This is a genomic window from Desulfatiglans anilini DSM 4660, from assembly GCF_000422285.1.
Taxonomy (GTDB): domain Bacteria; phylum Desulfobacterota; class DSM-4660; order Desulfatiglandales; family Desulfatiglandaceae; genus Desulfatiglans; species Desulfatiglans anilini.
On sequence record NZ_AULM01000002.1, the window covers coordinates 106,990 to 129,185 of the forward strand.

The 22,196-nt window shown below is 60.8% G+C and carries 19 protein-coding genes; 8 read left to right on the forward strand and 11 right to left on the reverse strand.

Features of this window, described 5'->3' with window-relative positions:
• Positions 1-425 precede the first annotated feature (425 nt).
• Both H567_RS28355 and H567_RS22695 read left to right on the forward strand, forming a co-directional pair.
• The gene (locus H567_RS28355; RefSeq protein ID WP_153306022.1) at positions 426-572 is read left to right on the forward strand and encodes a hypothetical protein; all 147 of its coding nucleotides are present in this window, start codon (positions 426-428) and stop codon (positions 570-572) included.
• A 35-nt stretch (positions 573-607) separates the two neighbouring features.
• The gene (locus tag H567_RS22695; RefSeq protein WP_161626549.1) at positions 608-1,312 is read left to right on the forward strand and encodes a lysophospholipid acyltransferase family protein; all 705 of its coding nucleotides are present in this window, start codon (positions 608-610) and stop codon (positions 1,310-1,312) included.
• A 22-nt stretch (positions 1,313-1,334) separates the two neighbouring features.
• On the opposite strand, the gene H567_RS0102540 is transcribed toward H567_RS22695, so the two are convergent.
• The gene (locus H567_RS0102540; RefSeq protein WP_051184417.1) at positions 1,335-2,672 is read right to left on the reverse strand and encodes a M23 family metallopeptidase; all 1,338 of its coding nucleotides are present in this window, start codon (positions 2,670-2,672) and stop codon (positions 1,335-1,337) included.
• Between the two features lie 170 nt (positions 2,673-2,842).
• Positions 2,843-4,228: an amidohydrolase family protein gene (locus H567_RS22700; protein WP_153306023.1), complete on the reverse strand. Its 1,386-nt coding sequence runs from the start codon at positions 4,226-4,228 to the stop codon at positions 2,843-2,845.
• 189 nt (positions 4,229-4,417) lie between these two features.
• On the opposite strand from H567_RS22700, the gene H567_RS0102550 reads away from it, so the two are divergent.
• Both H567_RS0102550 and H567_RS22705 read left to right on the forward strand, forming a co-directional pair.
• Positions 4,418-5,773, forward strand: a complete 1,356-nt coding sequence (locus H567_RS0102550) for a DUF1015 domain-containing protein (protein ID WP_028320189.1) — start codon at positions 4,418-4,420, stop codon at positions 5,771-5,773.
• A complete protein-coding gene (locus H567_RS22705; RefSeq protein WP_051184419.1) occupies positions 5,754-6,479 on the forward strand; it encodes a tRNA1(Val) (adenine(37)-N6)-methyltransferase in 726 nt (241 codons plus the stop codon). The genes H567_RS0102550 and H567_RS22705 overlap by 20 nt, the downstream gene beginning before the upstream one ends.
• Here the strand turns inward: H567_RS22705 and H567_RS0102560 are convergent.
• The 8 genes from H567_RS0102560 to H567_RS0102595 form a co-directional block, all read right to left on the reverse strand.
• The gene (locus H567_RS0102560; RefSeq protein WP_028320190.1) at positions 6,463-6,768 is read right to left on the reverse strand and encodes a DciA family protein; all 306 of its coding nucleotides are present in this window, start codon (positions 6,766-6,768) and stop codon (positions 6,463-6,465) included. The two genes, H567_RS22705 and H567_RS0102560, sit on opposite strands and share 17 nt — an antisense overlap.
• Before the next feature lie 33 nt (positions 6,769-6,801).
• Positions 6,802-8,808, reverse strand: a complete 2,007-nt coding sequence (gene tkt, locus H567_RS0102565) for a transketolase (RefSeq protein WP_028320191.1) — start codon at positions 8,806-8,808, stop codon at positions 6,802-6,804.
• A 29-nt stretch (positions 8,809-8,837) separates the two neighbouring features.
• Positions 8,838-9,533: a TVP38/TMEM64 family protein gene (locus H567_RS22710; RefSeq protein WP_035253232.1), complete on the reverse strand. Its 696-nt coding sequence runs from the start codon at positions 9,531-9,533 to the stop codon at positions 8,838-8,840.
• Positions 9,534-9,814: 281 nt separating this feature from the next.
• Entirely contained in the window at positions 9,815-10,243 is a 429-nt protein-coding gene (locus H567_RS0102575; protein WP_028320192.1) for a hypothetical protein, read from the reverse strand.
• A complete protein-coding gene (locus H567_RS0102580) occupies positions 10,240-10,791 on the reverse strand; it encodes a 2-oxoacid:ferredoxin oxidoreductase subunit gamma family protein (protein ID WP_028320193.1) in 552 nt (183 codons plus the stop codon). Before H567_RS0102580 ends, H567_RS0102575 begins: the two co-directional genes overlap by 4 nt.
• Positions 10,792-10,853: 62 nt before the next feature.
• Positions 10,854-11,606, reverse strand: coding sequence for a thiamine pyrophosphate-dependent enzyme (locus H567_RS0102585; protein ID WP_028320194.1), 753 nt, complete (start codon positions 11,604-11,606; stop codon positions 10,854-10,856).
• A gap of 3 nt (positions 11,607-11,609) precedes the next feature.
• On the reverse strand, positions 11,610-12,689 hold the full coding sequence (gene vorB, locus H567_RS0102590) for a 3-methyl-2-oxobutanoate dehydrogenase subunit VorB (RefSeq protein ID WP_028320195.1): 1,080 nt from the start codon (positions 12,687-12,689) through the stop codon (positions 11,610-11,612).
• Entirely contained in the window at positions 12,682-12,921 is a 240-nt protein-coding gene (locus tag H567_RS0102595) for a 4Fe-4S dicluster domain-containing protein (protein WP_028320196.1), read from the reverse strand. The genes vorB and H567_RS0102595 overlap by 8 nt, the downstream gene beginning before the upstream one ends.
• Positions 12,922-13,298: 377 nt before the next feature.
• On the opposite strand from H567_RS0102595, the gene fdhF reads away from it, so the two are divergent.
• The 4 genes from fdhF (at position 13,299) to H567_RS0102630 (ending at position 21,035) form a co-directional block, all read left to right on the forward strand.
• A complete protein-coding gene (fdhF, locus tag H567_RS27710) occupies positions 13,299-16,070 on the forward strand; it encodes a formate dehydrogenase subunit alpha (RefSeq protein ID WP_084516783.1) in 2,772 nt (923 codons plus the stop codon).
• Positions 16,071-16,397: 327 nt separating this feature from the next.
• Positions 16,398-16,898 (forward strand): NADH-quinone oxidoreductase subunit NuoE family protein, encoded by a 501-nt coding sequence (locus H567_RS0102615; RefSeq protein WP_028320200.1) that lies wholly within the window; start codon positions 16,398-16,400, stop codon positions 16,896-16,898.
• Between the two features lie 368 nt (positions 16,899-17,266).
• Complete coding sequence (gene nuoF, locus H567_RS0102625) at positions 17,267-19,054, forward strand: NADH-quinone oxidoreductase subunit NuoF (protein WP_028320202.1); 1,788 nt, start codon at positions 17,267-17,269, stop codon at positions 19,052-19,054.
• Between the two features lie 499 nt (positions 19,055-19,553).
• Positions 19,554-21,035 (forward strand): gluzincin family metallopeptidase, encoded by a 1,482-nt coding sequence (locus tag H567_RS0102630; protein ID WP_028320203.1) that lies wholly within the window; start codon positions 19,554-19,556, stop codon positions 21,033-21,035.
• A 186-nt stretch (positions 21,036-21,221) separates the two neighbouring features.
• On the opposite strand, the gene H567_RS0102640 is transcribed toward H567_RS0102630, so the two are convergent.
• A complete protein-coding gene (locus tag H567_RS0102640) occupies positions 21,222-22,193 on the reverse strand; it encodes a DUF814 domain-containing protein (RefSeq protein WP_028320204.1) in 972 nt (323 codons plus the stop codon).
• Between the last annotated feature and the right edge of the window lie 3 nt (positions 22,194-22,196).

Consider the following 22,196-nt stretch of genomic DNA (forward strand, 5'->3'; position numbering starts at 1 on the left):
CTGCGAGGTGCCGCCCCGTCCGGGTCGGAAATCCTTTTTCGCGGCCGGCTGCGCGCTTGGCCTTCACGTGCCGCCGATACATGCCGGCAGCGTTGGGTAAAAACCGCTTTTTCGAAACATCCGCCGTCGGCCCGCAGGCCGTCGCGGTTCAGCGGTGGCTATGCATGCGGCAGACAGCTGGAAAGATGCAATTTGGCCGTGTGCTTCAGCAGGTGGTGGCTCCGCATGGGGGCAGACGGCTGCCTTGCCGTCTGCACATCTCCTTTTGCCTGAAGGTTCAATCCGTTCGTCCAGGCCTCACGGTTTCGAAAGCGTTGGCGGCCCTAGGTCAGCGTGCCAGTCCGCGCAGAGCCGGCTTCGATGGTTACTCTATAGCACCGGCGGTTCCCGCGATCAAGTCATCATCTCCTGATAGGGGTTAGAGGATGCCGTCTGCAAATCGAATCGAACCGGATACGCATCACACGGTCTACATCTCGGGTACTCCGCTTGCCATGACGTCGGAGAATCCCTACAATGCAGATGCCGGGACCCAGGCGCCTGTCTGCCGGTTCCGCAATGAGTCCGGTTGAGGCTGCACCCGATGAACGAGCATTTGGGACAGAAAATGGAAAAGGGAGCTTTCCGCCCGCACGAGCGTCTATGGCTGACCGCAGGTTCCTCCGTCTTGGCGGTCTTGATCCGGATTTATCTGGGGAGTTGCCGTCTGGTGCGGGTCGAAGGCGGTGATCTGCAGCGCGAGGCGCTCGGCCGTTCAAGGGGGAGGGCGGTCTTCGTCACGTGGCACCAGCGGATGCTGATGTTGGCGCGCTATTTCGGGCCGCGCCGTTTGACCGTCATGATCAGTCAGAGCCGCGACGGGGAGTACGGTGCCCGCGTTGCGGCGAAGCTCGGGTTCGCCAACGTGCGGGGCTCCTCGACACGCGGCGGCATGCGCGCCCTGCGTGCGCTTTCGAAGGCCATCCGGGAAGGCGGCCGCGGCGGGATGTTGGCGGACGGCCCCCAGGGACCTCCGCGGGTGGCGAAAGTGGGGACGGTGCTCTCGGCACGCGATGCGGGTGTCCCGATCATCCCGGTGGTGTGGGCTGCAGATCGATGCTGGGTCCTGAACTCCTGGGACCGTTATATGATCCCGAAACCCTTCGCCCGCGTGGCCGTCTTCTATGGAGCCCCCATCTGGGTGCCGCCGAAGGTCCGCGGGGAGGCATTGGAAAGCTGTAGGAGGGGGCTGGAGGACCGGTTGAACGACCTTACGCGGAGCGCCGATGCCTATTTCGGAGCGGAAAGACCCTGGAGGAGGCCGAAAGACTGATTCGTTTCCACCCGGAAATGGCCTAGTTCAGCAGCGCGAGTTTGCGCGTTACATTGTCCTGGATCCAGTGGCTGTCCCACCATTCGATCGGATTGACAGGGATTCCGTTGACCATGACCCCGAAGTGCAGATGGTCGCCTCCGGCGAGGCCCGTCTGCCCGGTCAGCCCCAGGATTGCTCCCTTTGCGATTTCCTGGCCCTTCTGCACGTGGCTGACGCTCAGGTGCGAATAGATGGAGGCGAGCCCCTGGCCATGGTCCAAGACGACTGTGGTCCCATAGATCCCAAGGGGGCCGGAGAAAATCACCCTGCCGTTGTTGGCGGCCTCCACGGGTGAATTGGCGAGCGAAGCCAGGTCGATCCCCATATGCGTCTGCTCATCGATCTTCTGCCCGTTGTAGAAATAGCTGCGGCGGTCGCCGAAGCGGGCCATGTTGGCTGCGTTTTTGAGCCGGAGCCAGGTCCCTTCCCACAGCTGCCGGGGGGCGGTTTCGGTGCGCATCGCGTAAAACGTGTCGGCGTTTTCGCGGCGAAGGTCTCGGTTGATCTTCAAAAAACGCTCCAGCAAGGTGGCCTGGGGCTCGAACTTCACGGAGGTGAAGTAGGGCAGGATCTTGTTCAGAAAGCCGTCGCTGACATTGATCGAGTCGGAGCGGAAGCGCTTGTTCCGAACCTGATAGTAGAAGCCGGCCCTGGCGGAGTTCCCCGCCTGATCGCGTGCCCACAGATGGATGGCAGGCTTTCCCTGGGTGTCCAGGGGCAGAGCGAAATAACAGGCATGAGCCCCGCTTCCTTTGGCATCGTTCGCGGGGTAGCCGGGGAAAAAGAGGTCATCGACGTATACGCCGGTCTCTACAGCATCGGATGAAGTTTCATAAACCACCATGCCGGTGCCCCCCACGTTGATGTAATGGGAGGCGCTGATCGCCCTGAGGGCCGGCGGGATGGTATCGACCACCATCTTGTGCTGCACGATCGACCGGTTGCCGTCCCCCCCGTTTCGTCGTGAGTAGTCCCAGACCGATACTTGGAGTTCCACGAGGCCCTGGGCCAGCGAAAGCGCTTCCGGATCGACGGTGTATTCCATCTCGAAACGATGCTGCCCCTCTTTGTTGGAAAATCCTATGAACGGAAAGGTCTCCTCCGCCACCGTGACCTCACGTCCCTCCTGCGTCACAATGGCCTGGATCCGCCGCAGTCCCCGGTTGGCGTCCGATGTCGTGATCGTGAATTTCTGGTTGGCCGAAAGGAACTCCGGCAGCGGTTTGAGATCGAGGGTGGGTTTGACCCCTTCGAAGATGCCCCAAAGGAACCAGCCTAAACCCGCCACGACCAGGACCAGCACGGAAAATGCCAGCATAAACCCAATCTTTTTGCCTTTACCCATGGTTCGACCTGAATTGTCCTCTCATCCCTGCGAAGGGATACTGGTTAGGGGGGACCTGAAGCGATCCCCACCCGCGGTTTGCATGGTGTATATCAACGGACGTCCGATCCGGGCGGAGCCTTCAGGATGCCTGACACGGTCGGTCATGTCTCCTGGGTCGCTGCCGGCGGGGCGCTCGTCTGGTTCGGTCCGGCTGCTGCGGCCGTTATCCTCTGTGCGACGGCCGAGACCTTGCGCATGATTTCATTCGCGTCCAGCGTCAGGAAGGAACGGTTGCGCATCAAGATGCGTCCCTCGACGATGGTGTCCCGCACATCTCCGCCGGAGGCGGCGTAGACCAGTGCGGAATAAGGGTTGTAAACGGGTCGGAGGTGCGGTTTTTGGAGATCGACAACAATCAGATCGGCCGCTTTACCGGCTTCGATGGTGCCGATCCGACCCTCCAGTCCGAGCACGGCAGCCCCCAGCGAGGTGGCCATCCGGAGTGCATCCCGGGCCGTCAGGGCGACGGGATCCGCGCTGAAAACCTTGCTCACCTTGGCGGCGGTGTCCATCTCCTGGAACATGTCGAGGTTGTTGTTCGAACAGCAGCCGTCGGTTCCGAGGCCCATGGGTATGCCCAGCCGTAACAGGCCGGTGACCGGGGCGACACCGGAAGCGAGTTTCATGTTGCTTTCGGGCACGTTGACCAGCCTGACACCGCGCTCTTTGATCAGGCCCATTTCGTCCCTGTCGAGGTGGACGGCGTGGGCGGCCGTCATGCGGTCGTTGAGGACACCGAGATCATCGAGGTAGAAGACGGGCCTTTTGGCAGTCTGCTGCAGGATTTGGTCTACTTCGCTGCGGGTCTCGGACAGGTGAATCTGGAAAGGGGTTCCGTAGCGCTCGGCCGCCTCTGCGCCGGCTTTCAGGGTGGCGGCCGAACACGTCAGGGGGCTGTGGCAGAAGAGCCCCGGGGTGATCCGGTCCGATGCCCCTTGCCAACGCTTCATGAAGGCGCAGGCCTCGCGGATATTGTCTGCCGGGTCGGGCACCCCCGGCGCTGGAAAGTCGATGACGCCCTGGGCGATGACAGCGCGGAGCCCGGCCTTGCGGACCGCTCGCGCCGTCGCGTCCTGGAAAAAGTAGCCATCGGCAAAACAGGTCGTCCCCGAAGCGATCATCTCCAGACACCCGAGAAGGGCTCCCCAGTAAACCGTGTCGTCGGAGAGGAAGGCTGCTTCGGCGGGGAAGATCCGTTCAAAGAGCCATTGTTGGAGGGGAAGGTCGTCGGCATATCCCCGGAACAGGGTCATGGCGGCGTGGGTGTGGGCATTGACGAGCCCGGGCATGACGATGCACCCTGTGGCATCGATGTGGTCGAGGGCGTCCGCGTCAGCGGTTTGCCCCTCCGGTGTGGTGTCGATCCCGATGATGAGGCCTGAACGAATGCGGATCGTTGCCTTCTCGAGAGGCGCTGCCCCATCGACCATCGTCAACAGGGTACCGCCGGAGACGACCAGATCCGGCCTATGGGCAAGAGTTTCCAATATCGCGAATCGCTGTGATTTTCCGAAGGTTCATCCCCGCCCAGGCTGTTTCGGCTCCGGCGGCAACGTTCCCAACAGGGTAGCGGCTTCGGCGGCAGCGGTCAAGTCTTAAATCCAGTTGACAAAAATCACCGAAATGAGCGAAACTAAAAATTTATGATTTTTACCGCCACCTTGAAGGAGCCCAATATGACCATCATTGCCCCCTTCCGGGGGTTAACTTACAGCCCGGACCTTTTCGACCAGCTGCCGAACCTCACGGCCCCGCCCTATGACGTCATTTCACCGGAGGAGCAGGAAGGTTACTATCAGAAAAACCCCTTCAACGTGATCCGGTTGATCCTGGGCAAAAAAAAGACGGGGGACTCCGACTGGGACAATCCTTACACGCGCGCCGCAGACCTGTTCAGGCGATGGCAGTCCCAGGGGATTCTCCGGCAGGCGGATCAACCCTGCATGTACGTCACTGCGCTCGATTATGATCCAGGCAACGGGGAGCCCCGGCGGACCCGCTGGGGCGTCATCGCGGCCGTGAAGATCGAAGAGCCGGATTCCGGGGTGATCCTGCCCCACGAAAAGACCTTTTCGGCCCACAAAGACGACCGGCTGCGGCTCATGCGCGCCTGCGGCGCCCAGTTCAGCCAGATCTTCGGCCTTTACGAGGACGCTGAAAACCGGGTCAAGGGCGCCTTGAACCGTGTTGTCGAACGTGCCCCCGTGTTGGATTTTCCGTTTCATGACGGGACAAACCACCGCATGTGGGAGGTCGATGATCCGGCCGTCTTCAGGTCCATTTCGGACACGCTTGCGGACAAGCGCATTTTCATTGCCGACGGACATCATCGCTACGAGACCGCCCGGAATTACCGCAACCTGATGCGGACGAGATACGGGCAGCAGAGCCCCGGGCGATCGTATGAGTACGTCATGATGTATCTGTCCAACATGAGCGACGAGGGCCTGACCATCCTGCCCTCACACCGCTTGATCAAGCGGGTGCCGGGATTCGACCTCGACCGGTTCCTGGAGCGGTCAAGCGCCTGGTTCGAGATCGAACCGGTGTCTTTGCCCAAAACGCCTTCCGATGCGGAGTACATGGAGCTGAGGGACTCGCTGGCCGAGGCCGGCCGGGTGACGAGCGCCTTCGCCCTCGTGCTGCACGGTGATGAACGGGTGTTTCTGTTCACCCTCAAACCGGGCGCGCGGAAGGAGATGGGGGACGACTTGCATGACTCTCTGAAGAAGCTCGATGTCCTCGTCCTGTCACGGCTCGCCTTCCAGAAGGGTATGGGTTTCAGCCGCGAAGACCTGGACAACCCGGAACTGTTTTTTTATCAGAGCGGTTTTCGCAAGGCGGCGAACGATGTCCGGCAGGGGCGCTACCAGCTGGGATTCCTTCTCAACCCGACGCGTATGGAGCACGTGAAGGAGGTGGCAGGCAACGCCCTCGTCATGCCGCGCAAGTCGACCTTCTTCTTTCCCAAGGTCCTGACCGGCCTGGTCTTCAATAAACTCGATCCCGACGATGTCATCACCGTTCCCTGAGGTCGCGATCGGACCCGACGAATCCTTGGACGCCATTTTGGGCGGGCGGCTGCAATTCATCCAGTCGAGGGACGGGTATCGTTTTTCTGTGGATGCCTTGCTGCTCGCCGACTTCGCCACGATCAGGGACCACGACGTACTGGTGGACCTGGGGACGGGATGCGGCGTCATCCCGATCCTGCTGCTGCACACCCGGCCGATCGCTTATGCAGTGGGGTTGGAGATTCAGTCCGAACTGGCCTCTCAGGCGATCAGGAACGTCCGACTGAACGGCTTCGACCGCCGGATGTCCGTAGTGAGAGGCGACTTGCGTGCCTTGCCCCTGAAGGGCGGGTCAGCGGATGTGGTCGTCTGCAACCCGCCTTACCGGAAGCTCGACAGCGGGCGCATCAATCCTGATGCGCGAAGGGCCATCGCCCGGCACGAGATCATGGCCTCCCTGGATGACATCCTGGCGGCGGCCCGTCACCTGCTCCGGAAGCGCGGCCGGATCGCGTTCGTCTACCCCTCGGTGCGTCTGGTCGATGCCTTCGCGCGTATGCGCCGCTTCGGTTTCGAGCCGAAACAGGTCCAGTTCCACTATCCCAATCTGAAATCCGGTGCAAAGATGGCCTTCATCGAAGGAAGCCCGGGCGGCCGCGCAGAGGTACGGGTGCTGCCGCCGATCCTGGACCAGGGGGCCTTTTCGATCAATGTCCCATCCTGAAAACGACCTTCCGCACGACATTCCGGCCGAGGGCGAGATCGAGCTTTTCCTTGATCTCGGGCTCCCGGTAGGTCAGTTCCTGCATCCAGACCGGATCGGTCACGCTCACCTTCAACACGGCGTCTTTGAAATATACCGGCCGCGCGTGTTCGGCGATGGCCTTTCCCATGACCTGTTCCCAGATCCGCAGGATGGGGTAGAGACCCTGCCCCAGCGGGGAGCTTCGGCTTTCCAGGATCTCCGCCAGAATATCTTTGATGGGCATCAGTGTTTTTTTCGTATATTCCATGCGGGATATTCCCTCTGACCTCAGCCGGCCCGTTCATTTCGAGAGAAGTTCACGCGCCTTTTCGAGGACGGCGGCCACGGTCAGTCCGAATTGCTCATACAGGATCTGATAGGGCGCCGATGCACCGAAGCGCTCGATTCCGACCACGACGCCGTCTGCGCCCACGTATCGGTGCCAGCCCATCGGGCTGCCGGCCTCGACGGCGATCCGGCGGGTCACATCTTCGGGGAGGACCTCTTTCCGGTAGGCAGCCGGCTGCCGTTCGAAGAGTTCCCAGGAGGGCATGGATACGACCCGGACACGGTGTCCTTCATCCGAGAGCTTCGCTGCGGCATCGATTACGATGTGAAGCTCCGAACCCGTTCCGATCAGGATGATTTCGGGTTTGCCCTCTGGGCTCTGCCACAGGGTGTAGGCGCCGCGGGACAGCATTTCGGCCGGGCCCAGTGCCGCGCGATCGAGCGTCGGCAGGCCTTGACGCGTGAGGGCCAGGGCGACCGGTCCTTCGGTCATGCGGACGGCCGCCCGCCATGCCTCTCGCGTTTCGTTGGCATCCGCCGGGCGGATGACCGTCAGGCCGGGAATGGCTCGCAGGGCGGCCAGTTGTTCGATCGGCTGGTGGGTCGGACCGTCTTCGCCTAGGCCGATGCTGTCATGGGTGAAAACGTAGATGACCCGAAGCCGCATCAACGAAGCCAGGCGGATGGATGGCCGCATATAGTCCGAGAAGATCAGGAATGTACCGCCATAGGGCCGGATCCCGCCGTGAAGCGCCATGCCGTTCAGGATGCCGCCCATGCCGTGTTCCCTGACGCCGAAACGGATATTGCGGCCTGTAAAGGCCGGCCCCTTGAAATCTTCTTCCCCTTTGATCAGCGTTTTGTTCGAGGGGGCCAGGTCGGCCGAACCACCGAAAAGGTTTTTGAGCTTGCCCGCGAGGGCATTCAGAACCGTTCCGGAGGCCGCCCGGCTGGCGGGTCCCTTCTTGTCCGCTTCGAAGACCGGCAGGGCTTCGTCCCATCCCCCCGGCAGGCCGGCGCTCATCCATAGGCGCCATTCGTCCGCCAGGCCAGGGTGGGCTGAGCTGTATTCCGCGAAAAGGGATTCCCAGGCCTCCTGCGCGGAGGCTGCCTGACGGCCTGCCTCACGAAAACGTTGCAGGGCTTCTTCGGGGACATGGAAGGCGGGCCCCGCCGGCCAGCCCAGGTGGGCCTTGGTTCTGGCAAGCTCTTCGGCCCCCAGCGGTTCTCCGTGCGCACCCGGCGTGTCCTGTTTCCCCGGGCTGCCGAATCCGATGTGGGTGCGGACCGCGATCAGGGAGGGGCGTGCCGTCTCGGATCGTGCCGCACGGAGGGCTTCTTCGAGGGCATCGAGATCGTTTCCATCGGAGACCTCCTGGACGTGCCAGCCGTAGGCCCTGAACCGTGCCGCCCGGTCTTCCGTGAAAGTGATGTCCGTGCTGCCTTCGATGGAGATATGATTGTCGTCGTATAGAAAAACGAGTTTTCCGAGGCCGAGGTGCCCTGCGAGGGATGCCGCTTCGTGCGAAACCCCTTCCATCAGATCTCCGTCGCTGACGATCGCGTACGTGTAGTGGTCGACGATGTCGAAGCCCGGGCGGTTGAAGTGCGCGGCGAGGTACCGCTCTGCCATGGCCATGCCGACGGCGTTGGCGAATCCCTGTCCGAGCGGGCCGGTGGTGGTCTCGACCCCAGGAGTCTGCCCGTATTCGGGGTGGCCGGGTGTCCTGCTTTCCCATTGCCGGAACTGCTTCAGGTCGTCGAGGGTGAGATCGTATCCGGTCAGGTGAAGCAGGCTGTAGAGCAGCATGGAGCCGTGTCCGGCCGAGAGGACGAAACGGTCCCGGTCGGCCCAGGCGGGGTCTTCCGGGTTGTAGCGCATGAAACGGGTCCACAGCAGGTAAGCCATCGTGGCGGCGCCCATGGGCATTCCAGGGTGCCCTGAGCGCGCTTCTTCGACGCCGTCGGCCGACAGCATCCGGATGGTATTGATGCACAGGGTATCCAATTCCAGAGACATGATTTTTCAAATTCTCCTTTTGAGATGGGTTAGATGAGGTGGAGCTTCTTCAGCAGCTTCGGGATGAAGAAGGAGAAGGCATAAAGCCCCGCCACTGCAAAGGACTCGACGGAAAAAAGAGCGTGCCAGTTGCCGGTGACCCAGGCGTCCTTCAGGACCCCTCCAAGGAAAACGAACGTAAAGAGGCTGATGATCATGCCGAGGGCCGTGGCGATGACATAAGGGCCGAAGCGGACCCCGGTCAGGCCGATGCCGAAATTGACATACGTAAAAGGCATATTCAGCAATCGAATGTAGAGGACGGTCACGAACCCGTTGGTTTTGAAGGCGTGGTCGAAACGTTTGAGCCGGTTGCCGATCATGGCCGCGGCGAAGTCGCGCCCAAGGGTACGGGCGATCAGAAAAGCGGCGCTGGCCCCCAGAATGGCCCCGATCCAGACGCAGAAAAACCCCAGATTGATCCCGAAGAGGGCGGCACCGAGCATGCTGAGAATGCTCGATGGAACCAGCAGGCAGAGTGCGGTGGCGTAAAACAGGACGAAGATCGCCGGGCCCCAGAGGCCGAAACTCTTGACGACCGGCTCGATGACGCCCGGGTCGAGCCACTGCCTGAATTCCGGCGAGCGGATAAGCAGCAGCGCCGTCAGGAAAAACAGCAGCAGACCCGCCGCCTTGATCCACGTATGCTTCGAGATGGGTTTTAGAGGGCTTGCTTCTGTTGGCATGCCGGGCAAAGATGTCTCGGAAAAATTAGGCAATGTCAGATAGCTATCCACGTCGGCGCGGTTGGATAACGTTCCCCTTGATTCGACTTGTAGCAGCATTCTCCTGAGGAATCAATCCTCAAAGCAAAAGGCCGCCGCCACCTGTGGCGGCGGGCGGCCCCAACCTTACGGAGTGAATCTTCCGGACTTTTCCAAAGGAAAAAGAGGGCGATCCGGCTTGCTGCCGGGGGTGGCCTGGTGGACCGGCCGCCCCGGCATGCCAGGATCAAGAATAGGGATGATCAGGTGTGATAGAGCTCTTGGCCGATGACCCTGATCCAGCTGTCTTCAAGACGCTTGACAGCCTCCTCCAATGGTTCGAGCCCAAGGATCAGCACCGTGGCTTCCCCGGTGCCGATGCAGGGGTAGATGTAATCGACATTGATGCCGGCGGCCTTCAACGGCTTCAGGACGGCGTTGAGCCCCCCGGGATGGTGCGGGGTTTCGCAGGCGATGACGTCGGTTGTCTCCAACTCGTAACCGGCGGTCTTGAGAATGTTGACCGCTTTGTCCGGGTCGTCCGCCACGAAACGCAGTCTGCCTTCGTGCGGTTCGGTTGCGACGTAGAACGCGATGATATTGATTCCTCCCGCGCCCAGGGTCTCGCTTACAGCGGACAGGGCTCCGGGTTCGTTCTTCAACGCGAGGTCGATCTGCTTGACGGTTTTCATTGTGAGGCTCCTCTCAGGACGAATTCGGCGCCTTTATCCAGACCTTTCCGGTTTAATTCCATGACGGCCGGTTTCTTCCCTTTGACGATTTCACCGAGGCCGTTCATGATGGAATCCAGGGTCGTGATGCCGGTCTGCTGCACAAAGGCACCCAGCATGATCATGTTGATGGTACGGTCGCTGCCCAGTTCCTTCGCCATGTCGTTGGCGGGTACGCGCAGAACGGTCAGGTCCGTCCTGGAGGGGTTGGTTTCGATCAGACTGGAGTTGAGGACGATCACCCCCCCCTCTTTTATCATGCTCTCGTAGCGCGCCAGCGAGGGTTTGTTCATGATGACCGCATACTCGGGCGAAGAGGCGACCGGAGAAAAGATCTCTTCATCGGATACCACGACCGTGCAGTTCGCTGTGCCGCCGCGGACCTCGGCGCCGTAAGAGGGCAGATAGGTCACATTCTTACCGTCCCGCATGGCGGACACGGCCAGCACGTATCCCATCATCAGAACGCCCTGTCCACCGAAACCCGCAAAAATTGTCTTCTTGGTCATAACCCACCGATCCTTTTTTTAACTTGGCCGATACGGTACTCCGCCGGCCCGGACTGGGAATCTCATTTCAGGTCCGGAGCGAGGTCTTTGATGACTTTCAGCGGAAAATACCGGGTCATGCTTTCATCAACCCACTTGACTGCATCCACTGGACTGAGCTTCCAATTGGTCGGACAGGGGGAGAGGATCTCCACCAGCGAGAACCCCAGGCCGGCCATCTGGACCTTGAAGGCCTTGGTGAGGGCCTTTTTGGTGTGCCGTATCGTTTTCGGGCTGCTGACGGCGGTTCTCTCGATATAGGCGCTGCCGTTGGCGATGCCGAGCATCTCGCTCAGATTCAAGGGGGCTCCGTCACGACGGATATCACGGCCTCCCGGCGTTGTTGTCGAGTTTTGGCCGATGAGGGTCGTAGGAGCCATCTGCCCCCCGGTCATGCCATAGACACCGTTGTTGACGAAGATCACCGTAACGTTCTCTCCGCGGTTGGCGGCGTGAATGGTTTCGGCTGTTCCGATGGCGGCGATGTCCCCGTCGCCCTGATAGGTAAAGACGATGCGGTCCGGAAGGACCCGCTTGATGCCTGTGGCGACGGCGGCGCCACGCCCGTGCGGCGCCTCGCCCATGTCCACGTCGAAGTAATTGTAGGCCAGAACGGCGCAACCGGCGGGAGGAACCCCAATGCAACGTTCGCCGATGCCGAGTTCATCGATCACCTCGGCGACCAGCCGATGGATGATGCTGTGGCCGCAGCCCGGGCAATAGTGGAAGACCGCCTTTTTCAAGTATCGCGGCCATTCGAAAACCTTGGTTGCCATAACTTATTCCTCTTGCAGGTTCTGCCGATGATAGAGGGTGTTGATCACCTTGGACAGTTCCTCGGGGGTCGATACGACACCCCCCGGGCGGCCGTAGAAATGCACCTGGCTGCGCCCTTCGAGCCCGAGCCGGACATCTTCCACCATCTGGCCGGTGCTCATTTCGTAGACCAGGAAGTGCCGGACCCAGCGGCTCATCTCGACCAGGATGCGGTTTGGGAACGGCCACAGGGTGATCGGTCTAAGAAGACCCACCTTGAGGCCGATATCGCGCATCCGCTTGATCGCCCCCTTGGCGATCCGGGCGGCGGTGCCGTAGGCGACCACGACCAGCCGGGCGTCGTCCGTGAGGTATTTTTCGGCTGCCGGGATCTCACGCGTAATCTGTTCGTATTTGCGCACCAGCTTCCAGTTCTGATCCTCCTCGACGGACACGTCGAGCAGAAGGGAGCGGATGATGCGGCTCGGGCGGCCTTTGGCCCCGTCCAGGATCCAGGGCTTGGGCGGGAGCTTCTTGAGATCCAGGGGCTCCGGGAAGACGACGGGCTCCATCATCTGGCCGATCATGCCGTCGCCGAGGATCATGACCGGGGTGCGGTAGGTGTCGGCGTAATCGAACGCCTTGCGTGTGATGTCGGCCAGCTCTTGGCCGCTTGCCGGGGCGAGAACGATGGTCCGGTAGTCGCCGTGGCCGCCGCCGCGGGTCGCCTGAAAGTAGTCGCCCTGGCTCGGTGCGATGTTTCCGAGGCCCGGTCCGCCGCGCATGGTGTTGACGATGACCGCAGGCAGTTCCTGCGCGGCCAGATAGGAAATCCCCTCCTGCTTCAAGCTCACGCCGGGGCTGGAGGAACTCGTCATGGCGCGGGCGCCGGCCATGGCCGCCCCGATGACCATATTGACGGCGGCCAGCTCGCTTTCGGCCTGAATGAAGGTGCCGTCTTCCAGCCTGGCCATGGCCCCTGCCATGTACTCGGTCAACTCGTTCTGGGGGGTGATGGGATATCCTGCGTAAAAGCGGCAGCCGGCGCGGACGGCCGCTTCGCCGATGACATGGCTTCCCCTCATCAACATTTTATCATTCACGGTAAACCTCGATAGCCAAATCGGGACAGATGGTGGCGCACATGGCGCACGCGGTGCATTGCCGATCCTCGGTTGTCTCGTTTTCGGTGAACTCGGCCGGATAGTAGCCTTTCTGGTTCAGCCTGTCCGAGACGACGATCAGATGCTTCGGGCAGACGGAAATACAGAGCTGGCACCCCTTGCACAACTCCCGATCGATGGTGATCCTGCCTGTCTTTTCTTTCTTTGCCATGGCTTCATACGCGTTCGCTTGGGTTCACGGGCTCCGGGGCCCTGGGGCCCTGGAGAGGGTCATATTTTTGAATAAACAAATTTAACTAGGCGGAACCGGCAAGTTTGTCAAGCCTTTTTGTGAGAAACATCCATCCGGCTTCTCGAAAGCCGGACAAGCGGGTGCGCCGGGAAAAAGCCTGCGTTTCCATCGGACCAGGGGACTGTCGGGGTGTGCCGCGGTTTAGAACGGCTGGGGAACATACCCTAAAAATCATTTGGAAAGTCATTCTGTTTTCTGATAAACTCCCGGCGGGTTGCAAAAAGTCCACACTCAACGCAATCTTCGGATTGTAACCGCTATTTTTTCTTTTTTCTTCAGGATGACTGGGAGTCGAAATGGGATCCAAGAACATGATTGTCATCGATGGCCGGGAATGCACCTTCAGCGAGGGAGAGACCATCCTGCAGGTCGCTCAGCGCAACGGGTTCGACATCCCCACGCTTTGTTATCTCAAAGGGGCAAGCCCCACCGGCGCCTGCAGGGTCTGTGTGGTCGAGGTAGAGGGCATCAAGAACCTCGTGACGTCTTGCTCCACGCCGGCCGCAGCGAACATGGTGATACGGACCGAGAGCCGCCGGGTTGTCGAGGCACGGAGACTGAATCTGGAACTCCTGTTGGCCTCCGGCCAGCACAACTGCCTTGCGCAGGACATGGAGCTGGATTCGTGGACCGACTTCCAGCTGGAGGCCATGGGGACGGCCGACGAGCACAAGGACATTTGTCCGGCCTATGGGACCTGCCGCCTGCAGGACTTGGCGATCCGCTACCGTGTGAAGGGAAACCGGTTCTCTCCGGCGCCGCTCCTTTATCCGATCGAAAACGTCAATCCCTTCATCGTGAGAGACCACTCTCGGTGCATCCTGTGCGGCCGCTGTGTACAGGCCTGCAACGAGGTTCAGGTGAACAACGCCATCAGCTTCGGCTACAGGGGCAGCGATGCCAAGGTGGTTACGAAGGGCGACCGCGCTTTGAAAGACTCGGACTGCGTTTTCTGCGGGGAATGCGTCCAGGCCTGCCCCGTGGGGGCGTTGATTCCGAAACGGGATTTCGAGCAGCGCTGTTTTCAGCTCGAGAGCCGGAAGGTGCATACCACCTGCTCTTACTGCGGTGTCGGCTGCCAACTCTATCTGCACGTCAAGGACAACCGCATCGTGAAGGTGACCGGTGTGGAGGACGTCGGCCCCAACTATGGAAGCCTCTGCGTCAAAGGGCGCTTCGGCTATGATTTCGTCGGGCATCCGGAGCGCCTGAAAAAGCCGCTCATCCGTGACAACGGGGTGCTGCGCGAGGCGGAATGGGACGAGGCCCTGGATCTGGTCAAAAGCCGCCTCGAGACGATCCGGGATACGTCCGGGCCGGACAGCATCGCGCTCTTGACCAGCGCGCGGGTCACGAACGAGGAGAATTACCTGGCCCAGAAGTTCGCCCGCGCCGTGCTCAAGACCAACAACGTAGACCACTGCGCGCGCCTCTGACACTCCTCCACTGTGGCCGGTCTGGCCGCAGCGTTTGGCAGTGGCGCGATGACGAACCCCATCGAAGACATCGAGCGGGCCGACGTGATCCTGGTCACCGGCTCCAACACCACTGAAAACCACCCGGTGCTGTCGAGTTATGTCAAGCGTGCCGTTACCTTCAAAGGCGCCAAACTGATCGTCGTAGACCCGCGGCGGGTTCAGATCGCGCGCTTCGCCCAGCAATGGCTCCGGCCGAAACCCGGGACCGACGTGGCCTGGATCAACGGGTTCATGCACGTCATCCTGTCGGAAAAGCTCTATGCCGAAAAATATGTCACTTCTCGGACCGTTGGCCTCGAGGAACTCAAGAAAACCGTGGAGAAATACACGCCAGCCTACGTTTCTGAACTGACGGGGATCCCGGCGGAGCAGATCGTCGACGCGGCGAGGCTCTTCGCCTCCGCGCCCGCGGCCTCCATCCTTTACACGATGGGGATCACCCAGCACACCTGCGGGACCGACAACGTCAAATCCCTTGCCAATCTGTCGATGCTCTGCGGCAATGTGGGTATACGCGGCGGCGGCGTGAATCCTCTTCGCGGACAGAACAACGTCCAGGGGGCCTGCGACATGGGCGGGCTTCCCAACGTTTTCACCGGCTATCAGCAGGTGGGGAACATCGAGGTCCGGGAGCGCATGGAGAAGGCCTGGGGTGTCAAAGGGCTTCCCGAAAAGCCGGGCCTGACGGCGACCGACATGATGAACAAGGCCCATCACGGGGAACTGAAGGCCCTGTATATCATCGGTGAAAACCCGATGGTTTCGGACCCGGATCTGTCGCACGTGGAGGCCGGTCTCGGGCGGCTCGATTTTCTCGTTGTCCAGGACATCTTCCTGACCGAGACCGCTGCGAAGGCGGATGTGGTCCTGCCCGCCGCTTGCTTCGCTGAAAAGGACGGGACCTTTTCGAACACCGAGCGAAAGGTCCAGCGCGTCCGCAAGGCCGTCGACCCGCCAGGCGAGGCCCGGCAGGACTGGGAGATCATCTCGAATCTCTCGACGCGGATGGGGTATCCGATGAAATACGAAAACCCCAGGGCCATCATGGAAGAGATCGCCAGTGCAACGCCCTCCTACTGCGGTATCAACTACGCGCGCCTCGAACAGGGGGGGATCCACTGGCCCTGCACGGGGACGGACCATCCCGGGACGCCCTGCCTGCACATGGATCAGTTTACCTGCGGCCTGGGGGTGTTCCACGCCATCGATTACATTCCTCCGGCCGAGGTGCCCGATGACGAGTACCCGCTTTTCCTCACGACCGGGCGCGTTCTTTACCAGTACCACACCGGGACGATGACCAGGAAGTCGGAGGGGTTGAATGATCGTGCCCCGGAGTGCTTTGTGGAACTGTCGGCGGAAGACGCCGAGCAGTGGGAAGTCAAGACCGGAGACCGGCTCAAGGTCACCTCGCGCCGGGGGGAGATCGAGGCCAAGGCGCTGATCTCCGATAAGGCGGTCAAGGGCACCATTTTCCTTCCTTTTCATTATGCCGAGGCGGCGGCCAACCGGCTGACCAATGCAGCCCTGGACCCGGTATGCAAGATTCCGGAGTTCAAGGTTTGCGCAGTCAAAATCGCAAAGGCCTAAGCGGCCGGGCCTGGCGCCGATCGTCGCCGGGCCCGGCTGTATCCCTTGTCGAACCGGATTGGTTTCCATCTGGAAGACACTTTCCCGCCGATCGCGGTGTCCATCGGCCCCTTTGCCGACGGGGCGATCCCCAGCTCGCCTCTGTGCCAAGGGTCGGTGTGCGTGATCTTTTCAAGACCGGCATCCGTCGGGAAACCGTGCTGCTGAGCGGCTTGGCCGGCAGTCAAGTTCGATCATCCCTTCCGGAGGCGAATCCTTTTCGCGATGGATCATTGCTTCTGCGGGGAAACGGCTTGTTTCGCCGGAAGGTTGCCGAGGAGTCCGATCATGTTGAACCGGAAACACCTTTCAGCCTTGAATCCGGACCTGACCGAAGATGTCCTGGCGGATGTCGATGAGGTGCTCGGCGGCTTGAAGGACAAACCGGGATGCCTCATCCCGGCCCTGGAGGCCTGTCAGCGCATCGTTGGCTACCTTCCGCTGGAGCTTCAAGACTATATCGCCGAGCGTTTAAATATCCCCGGCAGCACTGTGTACGGGGTGGTCACGTTCTATTCCTTCTTTTCGATGGCGCCGAAGGGGCGGCATCCGATCAAGGTGTGCATGGGGACGGCGTGTTATGTCCGCGGCATCGCGGAGGTCGCACGTCGTATTTCCGCTGAGTACCATCTGGACATCGGGCAGACGACGGAGGATCGCCGGTTTTCCCTGGAGGCGGTCAGGTGCCTCGGTGCCTGCGGGCTTGCGCCTGTGGTCGTCGTCGGGGACGATACCCACGGCGGGGTGACGCCGGATCAGGTGTTGAAGATCCTGGAAAGTTACCCATAGCTTGTTTCCAATCCGGAAATGGTCTTTTTGGCCAATCTCGGCGTCCATCTGCACGTTTGCTTGTGCGGCGACCTGCAGGTCGCCTGCGCGCAAACGCTTGATTTCCTTGATATTGGCCAAAAATACTCATTTCCGGATTGGAAACTGAGGCCTAACGCGGCATCACTTCCGGATGGATACAAGTTAGTATCCATCCGGAAGTGATGCCGCGTTACAAACAGGTTTCCAATCACCGGCAACCTGTCTCGATCCGCTGGATTGATCTCCGTTCCCGATCCTTCGATTTTTTTCAACGCTCCCGACGGATGCATCTACAGCGGGCAGACCGTCGAACGGCGTTTTTCTCCTAAACATGAGGAGGTTCGAGGATGCAGCCATTTCGAAACGAAGTGTATCTCTGCGGGGGCACGGGGTGTCACGCGTCGGGCAGCCGGGAAGTCAAGAAGATTTTGCTGCAGGAAATCGCCCGGCACGGGCTCGAAAAAGAGGTCCGCGTCATCGAAACAGGGTGCAACGGCTTTTGCGCCCAAGGTCCGGTCATGGTTGTTCAGCCAGAAGGAATTTTTTACCAGAAACTGAAGGTGGATGACATCCCCAACCTTGTCGAAGAGCACTTCCTGCATGGGCGCCCGTTCGAGAAGCTGTTCTACGAGGAGCCGACCTCCCGCGAGCGTATCCCGAGGATGAACGATATTCCGTTCTATGCCCGGCAGAAGCTCATCGTTCTGCGCAACCGCGGGGCTCTCGATCCGGAGAATATCGAGGACTACATTGCCCACGGGGGGTACACGGCGCTCAGGAAGGCGCTTTTCGAGATGTCGTCTGAGGACATCATCTCCGAGGTGAAGCAATCCGGGCTCAGGGGCCGCGGCGGCGCGGGTTTCCCGACCGGACTCAAGTGGGAGTTCGCTTGGAAGGCCCCGGGTGAGACCAAATATGTCCTTTGCAACGCCGATGAGGGGGACCCCGGGGCGTTCATGGACCGGAGCGTCCTCGAGGCCGATCCCCACGCGGTGCTGGAGGGGATGATCATCGCCGCAAAGGCCGTCGGGGCCGGGAGCGGGTACATATACTGCCGTGCCGAGTACCCGCTGGCGCTGCACAGGCTGGGCGTGGCGATCGCGCAGGCGCGGGAGCACGGTTTCCTCGGCGAGAATATCCTGGACAGCGGCTTCGGATTCGATCTCGAGATCTATCAGGGCGCGGGGGCCTTCGTCTGCGGAGAGGAAACCGCCTTGATGAGTTCCATCGAAGGGCGCCGCGGCATGCCGCGGCCCAGGCCGCCCTTTCCGGCCCAGGAGGGCCTGTGGAAGAAGCCCACGGTGCTCAACAACGTCGAGACCTATGCGAACATTCCCCAGATCATCACCAACGGGGGGGGCTGGTATGCCGGCATCGGCACCGAAGCGAGCAAAGGCACCAAGGTCTTCGCCCTGACCGGCGACGTCAACAATATCGGACTGGTGGAGGTCCCGATGGGCACGACCCTTAGGACCATCATATTCGATATCGGCGGCGGGATCCCCCGAAAGCGGAAATTCAAGGCGGTCCAATTGGGCGGTCCTTCAGGCGGCTGTGTCCCGGAGGAGTTCCTCGATGTGCCGGTGGATTTCGAATCGATTGCCAAGGTCGGGGCCATCATGGGGTCCGGCGGGATGATCGTGATGGACGATCAGACCTGTATGGTGGATATGGCCCGGTTCTTCATGGATTTCATTCAGGATGAGTCCTGTGGGAAGTGTACGCCCTGCCGCGAAGGAACCAGACGCATGCTCGAGATCCTGGAAAGGATCACCCAGGGCGAAGGGGTGCCGGAGGACATCGAGAGCCTCGAGGATTTGAGCCGGACCATTAAGGATTCCGCCCTTTGCGGCCTCGGCCAGACCGGGCCGAACCCGGTGCTTTCAACCCTGCGGTATTTCCGGGACGAGTACGAGGCGCATATCTACGAAAAGCGATGCCCGGCAAAGCGCTGTCCGGCCCTCATGAAGTTCGAGGTCAACCCGGATGCCTGCATCAAATGCGGCATCTGTTTCCGGGACTGTCCGGTGCAGGCGATCACCTGGAAAAAGAAGGAGACAGCCTTCATCCACAAAGACAAGTGCATCAAGTGCATGACATGCATTACGCACTGCCCGGCTGACGCTATCGATTAGCGGTGTGCAGGACTCGCATTCTAAGACCTCACGGTTCTTGAACGGACTGGCTTCTATCGCGAGTGTGTCCGCTGCAGGAGCGAGTGTTTGAAAGTTGATTCAGGCCCAGGACGGGCAGAGTCCTGGACGCCTGTTGGTTCGGCGGTGGTCGTCTATTGAACCAGCTTGGTTCCATCCGGAAATGGTCTTTTTGGCCAATCTCGGCGTCCATCTGCACGTTTGCTTGTGCGGCGACCTGCAAGTCGCCTCCGCGCAAACGCTTGATTTCTTTGATATTGGCCAAACCGGGACCCGCCCCGCAGGGGTGGGACTGAGGACCCGAAGGGTGTGAAGAAAAATCCACATTATCGAACTGGGAACTGACTTGTAACGGGAAATTGTTTTCCAGAGAGACGCTGAGCAAACGTCCAACCGTCTCCCGTCACGGGTAAGGGCTGGAATTGAGGGCCGGCGGTCTGCGCCGGGTTGCGTCCGGGGGAATTCGCCCGTGTGCGTAAGCATGAAAACGAGCCGTGCGGATCTTGAAAACACCCTCCATCATCTGAATTATCGATGGAATCTCGAGGCGTTGGCCCTTTGGAAAGGGTTCGAGCCTCCTTTCAAGCCGCACGAGATCTATGCCGGCTACGAACGCTTCTTGAGCCTCGAAACCCTCCGCGCCATCGATGACGTGGCTGCCGACGGCGACAGGACGCGCCTCCGGCATGCCCTGATCGACCACTACCTTCAGAACATCCTGCTGCCGCATGAAACCGAGATGCGCACCTGGATGCGGGGTGCATCGGCGCATGTCAACGGACAGAAGATCTACTTCCGCGACATCATCCCCTGGTGCCAGAAGGCGAGCACCCTGGACCAGCGCCTCCTTCTGCAAAAGGAGACCGGGCCGCTCTGCAAGTTCCTGCGGCCTTTCGCCCTGAATTACTGGGACATCATGCTGGAGACCCTCCGTGAGGACCTGGGTTTCCCGGATTACCGGGACTATTGCGGCCTTAAGAAGGGCCTCGATTACCCCTCCTATGTCGGCATCATGTCGGCGCTCCTCGATGAAACCGCCGAGCTCTACTTTCCCGCCATGGACCGCTGGTGCCGCGCCTGCTACGGGCGCCCGCTAGCCGGCCTCACCCGTTTCGACTCCATTCACCTGCTGGGGATGGCCGAGTTCGATCCCGTGTTTCCAAATCGGACCCTCGACTCCACCCTGGATTTCTTCGCGCGTTGGGGGATATCCCTGCCCGGCATCCCGGGGCTTCAACTCGACCTCGGGCGGGAGGAGGGCAAGAGTGCCCAGGCGATGTGCTTCATTCTGCAGGTCCCCGAGGAGGTGTATGTCCTCATGAAGCCCGAAGGGGGGTGGGTGGACCTGGAGACCCTCTGGCATGAACTGGGACACGGCCTTTCCGCGGTCTTCACTTCACCTGATCTCAGCATCCTGGAGAGGGACCTGGCCACCAGCTACAGCCTGTCGGAATCGTTCGCTTTCCTGCTGCAGAACTTGAGTCTCTCCCGGCCTTTTCTGCGGGGCTATCTCGGGCTCGCTGAAGATGACGCGAGGCGCCTGGCTTATCACAAGACCTTGAAGGATTTGGCCTTTTTCCGGCGATACGCCGCCAAGTTCTTGGCTGAGTACGCCATGTTCGAGGCGGGAGATCTGGCCGACGGCCGGATCTATGCCGACCTGATGGCCCGTCACACGGGCTTCTATTACCAGCCCGAAAGCCACCTATTCGATCTCGTCCCGGAGTTCTACAGTCTGGATTACGTCCTCGGCTGGATGACGGAGGCGATCCTGGAAGCGGAATTGCGGAGGCGCTTCGGGGAGGCTTGGATGTTTGAGACGGGGACGGGAGTAGCCCTGAAAGAATGGTGGGCCCAGGGCAACCGCGAGGATATTCCGGGGTTTCTCTCAAGAAACGATCTCGGACGGCTCGGGCCCGATGCCCTTCTCAGCCGGTGGCGGAAGGGGCTCCAGACATCCTGATCGGTTGTGGAGTCTCCTCCCGGGCAGCGTCTATTTCCCCGTGCGCCCTCTCGGGTTGCCGGGCGCGGTGGAATCCCCGCCTGTCCTGATGCCGGCGGGAACAGATGGCCTGAAGAAAAATTCGACCGCCCGATGATCCGGCCTGACGTCCAGCCGCTGCAAAACCGCCCGGTATCCCACCAGGATTCAAATCATCATGTGACGGTAAAGATCTTTCGGGCGGACTGGAACCTCCTCCATGACCGTTTCGAATGCTCCCTTTGCGTGTACGGGACAGGCCGCCATCCCATCGGCGTCGCTGTAGGCCAGGGTGATAGCGGCCGCCGTCCTGCAATCCTTTTCGGAAGGCTTGCCTGAAAGCAGGACAGAGGGCCCCGGCACGTTTACGGCGGTCAGGATGAGGTCCGAGGGTCCCTGCAGGGCTTCAATGGCCTCGTTTTCGGCCTTGTTACGGCCGACGGCGATTTTTGCGGCGGATCCCAGTCGAAAATGCCGGCCCAGCTTAAGGAGTTCGATCTGATGGAATGCCGGTTCGGGTGAGTGGGCCAAGAGATCACGCAGCCGTTTCGAAAAGACGGGTTCGGTCAGAAGGCAGCCGCCGCCGGGCGCCGGGTATTGCGTGATATGGAAGCGGCGGGCCAGCGCCATTTGCGGTTTGCGGCTCCGCCCCTGAAAACCCTCCAGCCGGTCACGGTCGACCCAACCCTTTTCTTCCGGGATGCTCACCGGCAGAAGCTTTGCTGACAAAGGGCGCAGGAGAAGCCCGTCGAGGCCGCTTTCCGCTTCGACCACACGCAGCGCCTGCCGGTTCTGGCTCATGGGCCGCTGCCCCAGGACTTCGCCGCTGATCACGAAAGAGGCCTCTTCAGTTGGAAGCATTTCCCCTGCAATGCGGAACATCAGGGCGTGGCAGTCGATGCACGGATTCATGTTGCCGCCGTAGCCGTGGGGGGGATGCTTGACCACCTCGAAATGGCGTTCCGCGATATCGACCACCTTGTACGGGAGGCCCATGGAACGAGCGGATTCGATGGCCTTGGCCGGGCCGAAAAACGGGGTTTCAAAAAAAAGAGCCAGGACATCGATGTCCTGGTCCCTGATCAACGCTGCGGCAAGCATGCTGTCAAGGCCCCCGGAAAAAACACACAGGGCTTTCATCCA

Coding starts and splice junctions, on each gene's coding strand:
- H567_RS28355 (WP_153306022.1), top strand. CDS start 426: ATGCCGTCTGCAAATCGAATCGAACCGGATACGCATCACACGGTCTAC.
- H567_RS0102630 (WP_028320203.1), top strand. CDS start 19,554: ATGAAAACGAGCCGTGCGGATCTTGAAAACACCCTCCATCATCTGAAT.
- H567_RS0102640 (WP_028320204.1), bottom strand. CDS start 22,193: ATGAAAGCCCTGTGTGTTTTTTCCGGGGGCCTTGACAGCATGCTTGCC.
- H567_RS0102560 (WP_028320190.1), bottom strand. CDS start 6,768: ATGGAATATACGAAAAAAACACTGATGCCCATCAAAGATATTCTGGCG.
- H567_RS0102595 (WP_028320196.1), bottom strand. CDS start 12,921: ATGGCAAAGAAAGAAAAGACAGGCAGGATCACCATCGATCGGGAGTTG.
- H567_RS22710 (WP_035253232.1), bottom strand. CDS start 9,533: ATGCCAACAGAAGCAAGCCCTCTAAAACCCATCTCGAAGCATACGTGG.
- H567_RS0102585 (WP_028320194.1), bottom strand. CDS start 11,606: ATGGCAACCAAGGTTTTCGAATGGCCGCGATACTTGAAAAAGGCGGTC.
- H567_RS22705 (WP_051184419.1), top strand. CDS start 5,754: ATGTCATCACCGTTCCCTGAGGTCGCGATCGGACCCGACGAATCCTTG.
- H567_RS22695 (WP_161626549.1), top strand. CDS start 608: ATGGAAAAGGGAGCTTTCCGCCCGCACGAGCGTCTATGGCTGACCGCA.
- tkt (WP_028320191.1), bottom strand. CDS start 8,808: ATGTCTCTGGAATTGGATACCCTGTGCATCAATACCATCCGGATGCTG.
- nuoF (WP_028320202.1), top strand. CDS start 17,267: ATGCAGCCATTTCGAAACGAAGTGTATCTCTGCGGGGGCACGGGGTGT.
- H567_RS0102575 (WP_028320192.1), bottom strand. CDS start 10,243: ATGAAAACCGTCAAGCAGATCGACCTCGCGTTGAAGAACGAACCCGGA.
- H567_RS0102615 (WP_028320200.1), top strand. CDS start 16,398: ATGTTGAACCGGAAACACCTTTCAGCCTTGAATCCGGACCTGACCGAA.
- H567_RS0102540 (WP_051184417.1), bottom strand. CDS start 2,672: ATGCTGGCATTTTCCGTGCTGGTCCTGGTCGTGGCGGGTTTAGGCTGG.
- H567_RS0102550 (WP_028320189.1), top strand. CDS start 4,418: ATGACCATCATTGCCCCCTTCCGGGGGTTAACTTACAGCCCGGACCTT.
- H567_RS0102580 (WP_028320193.1), bottom strand. CDS start 10,791: ATGACCAAGAAGACAATTTTTGCGGGTTTCGGTGGACAGGGCGTTCTG.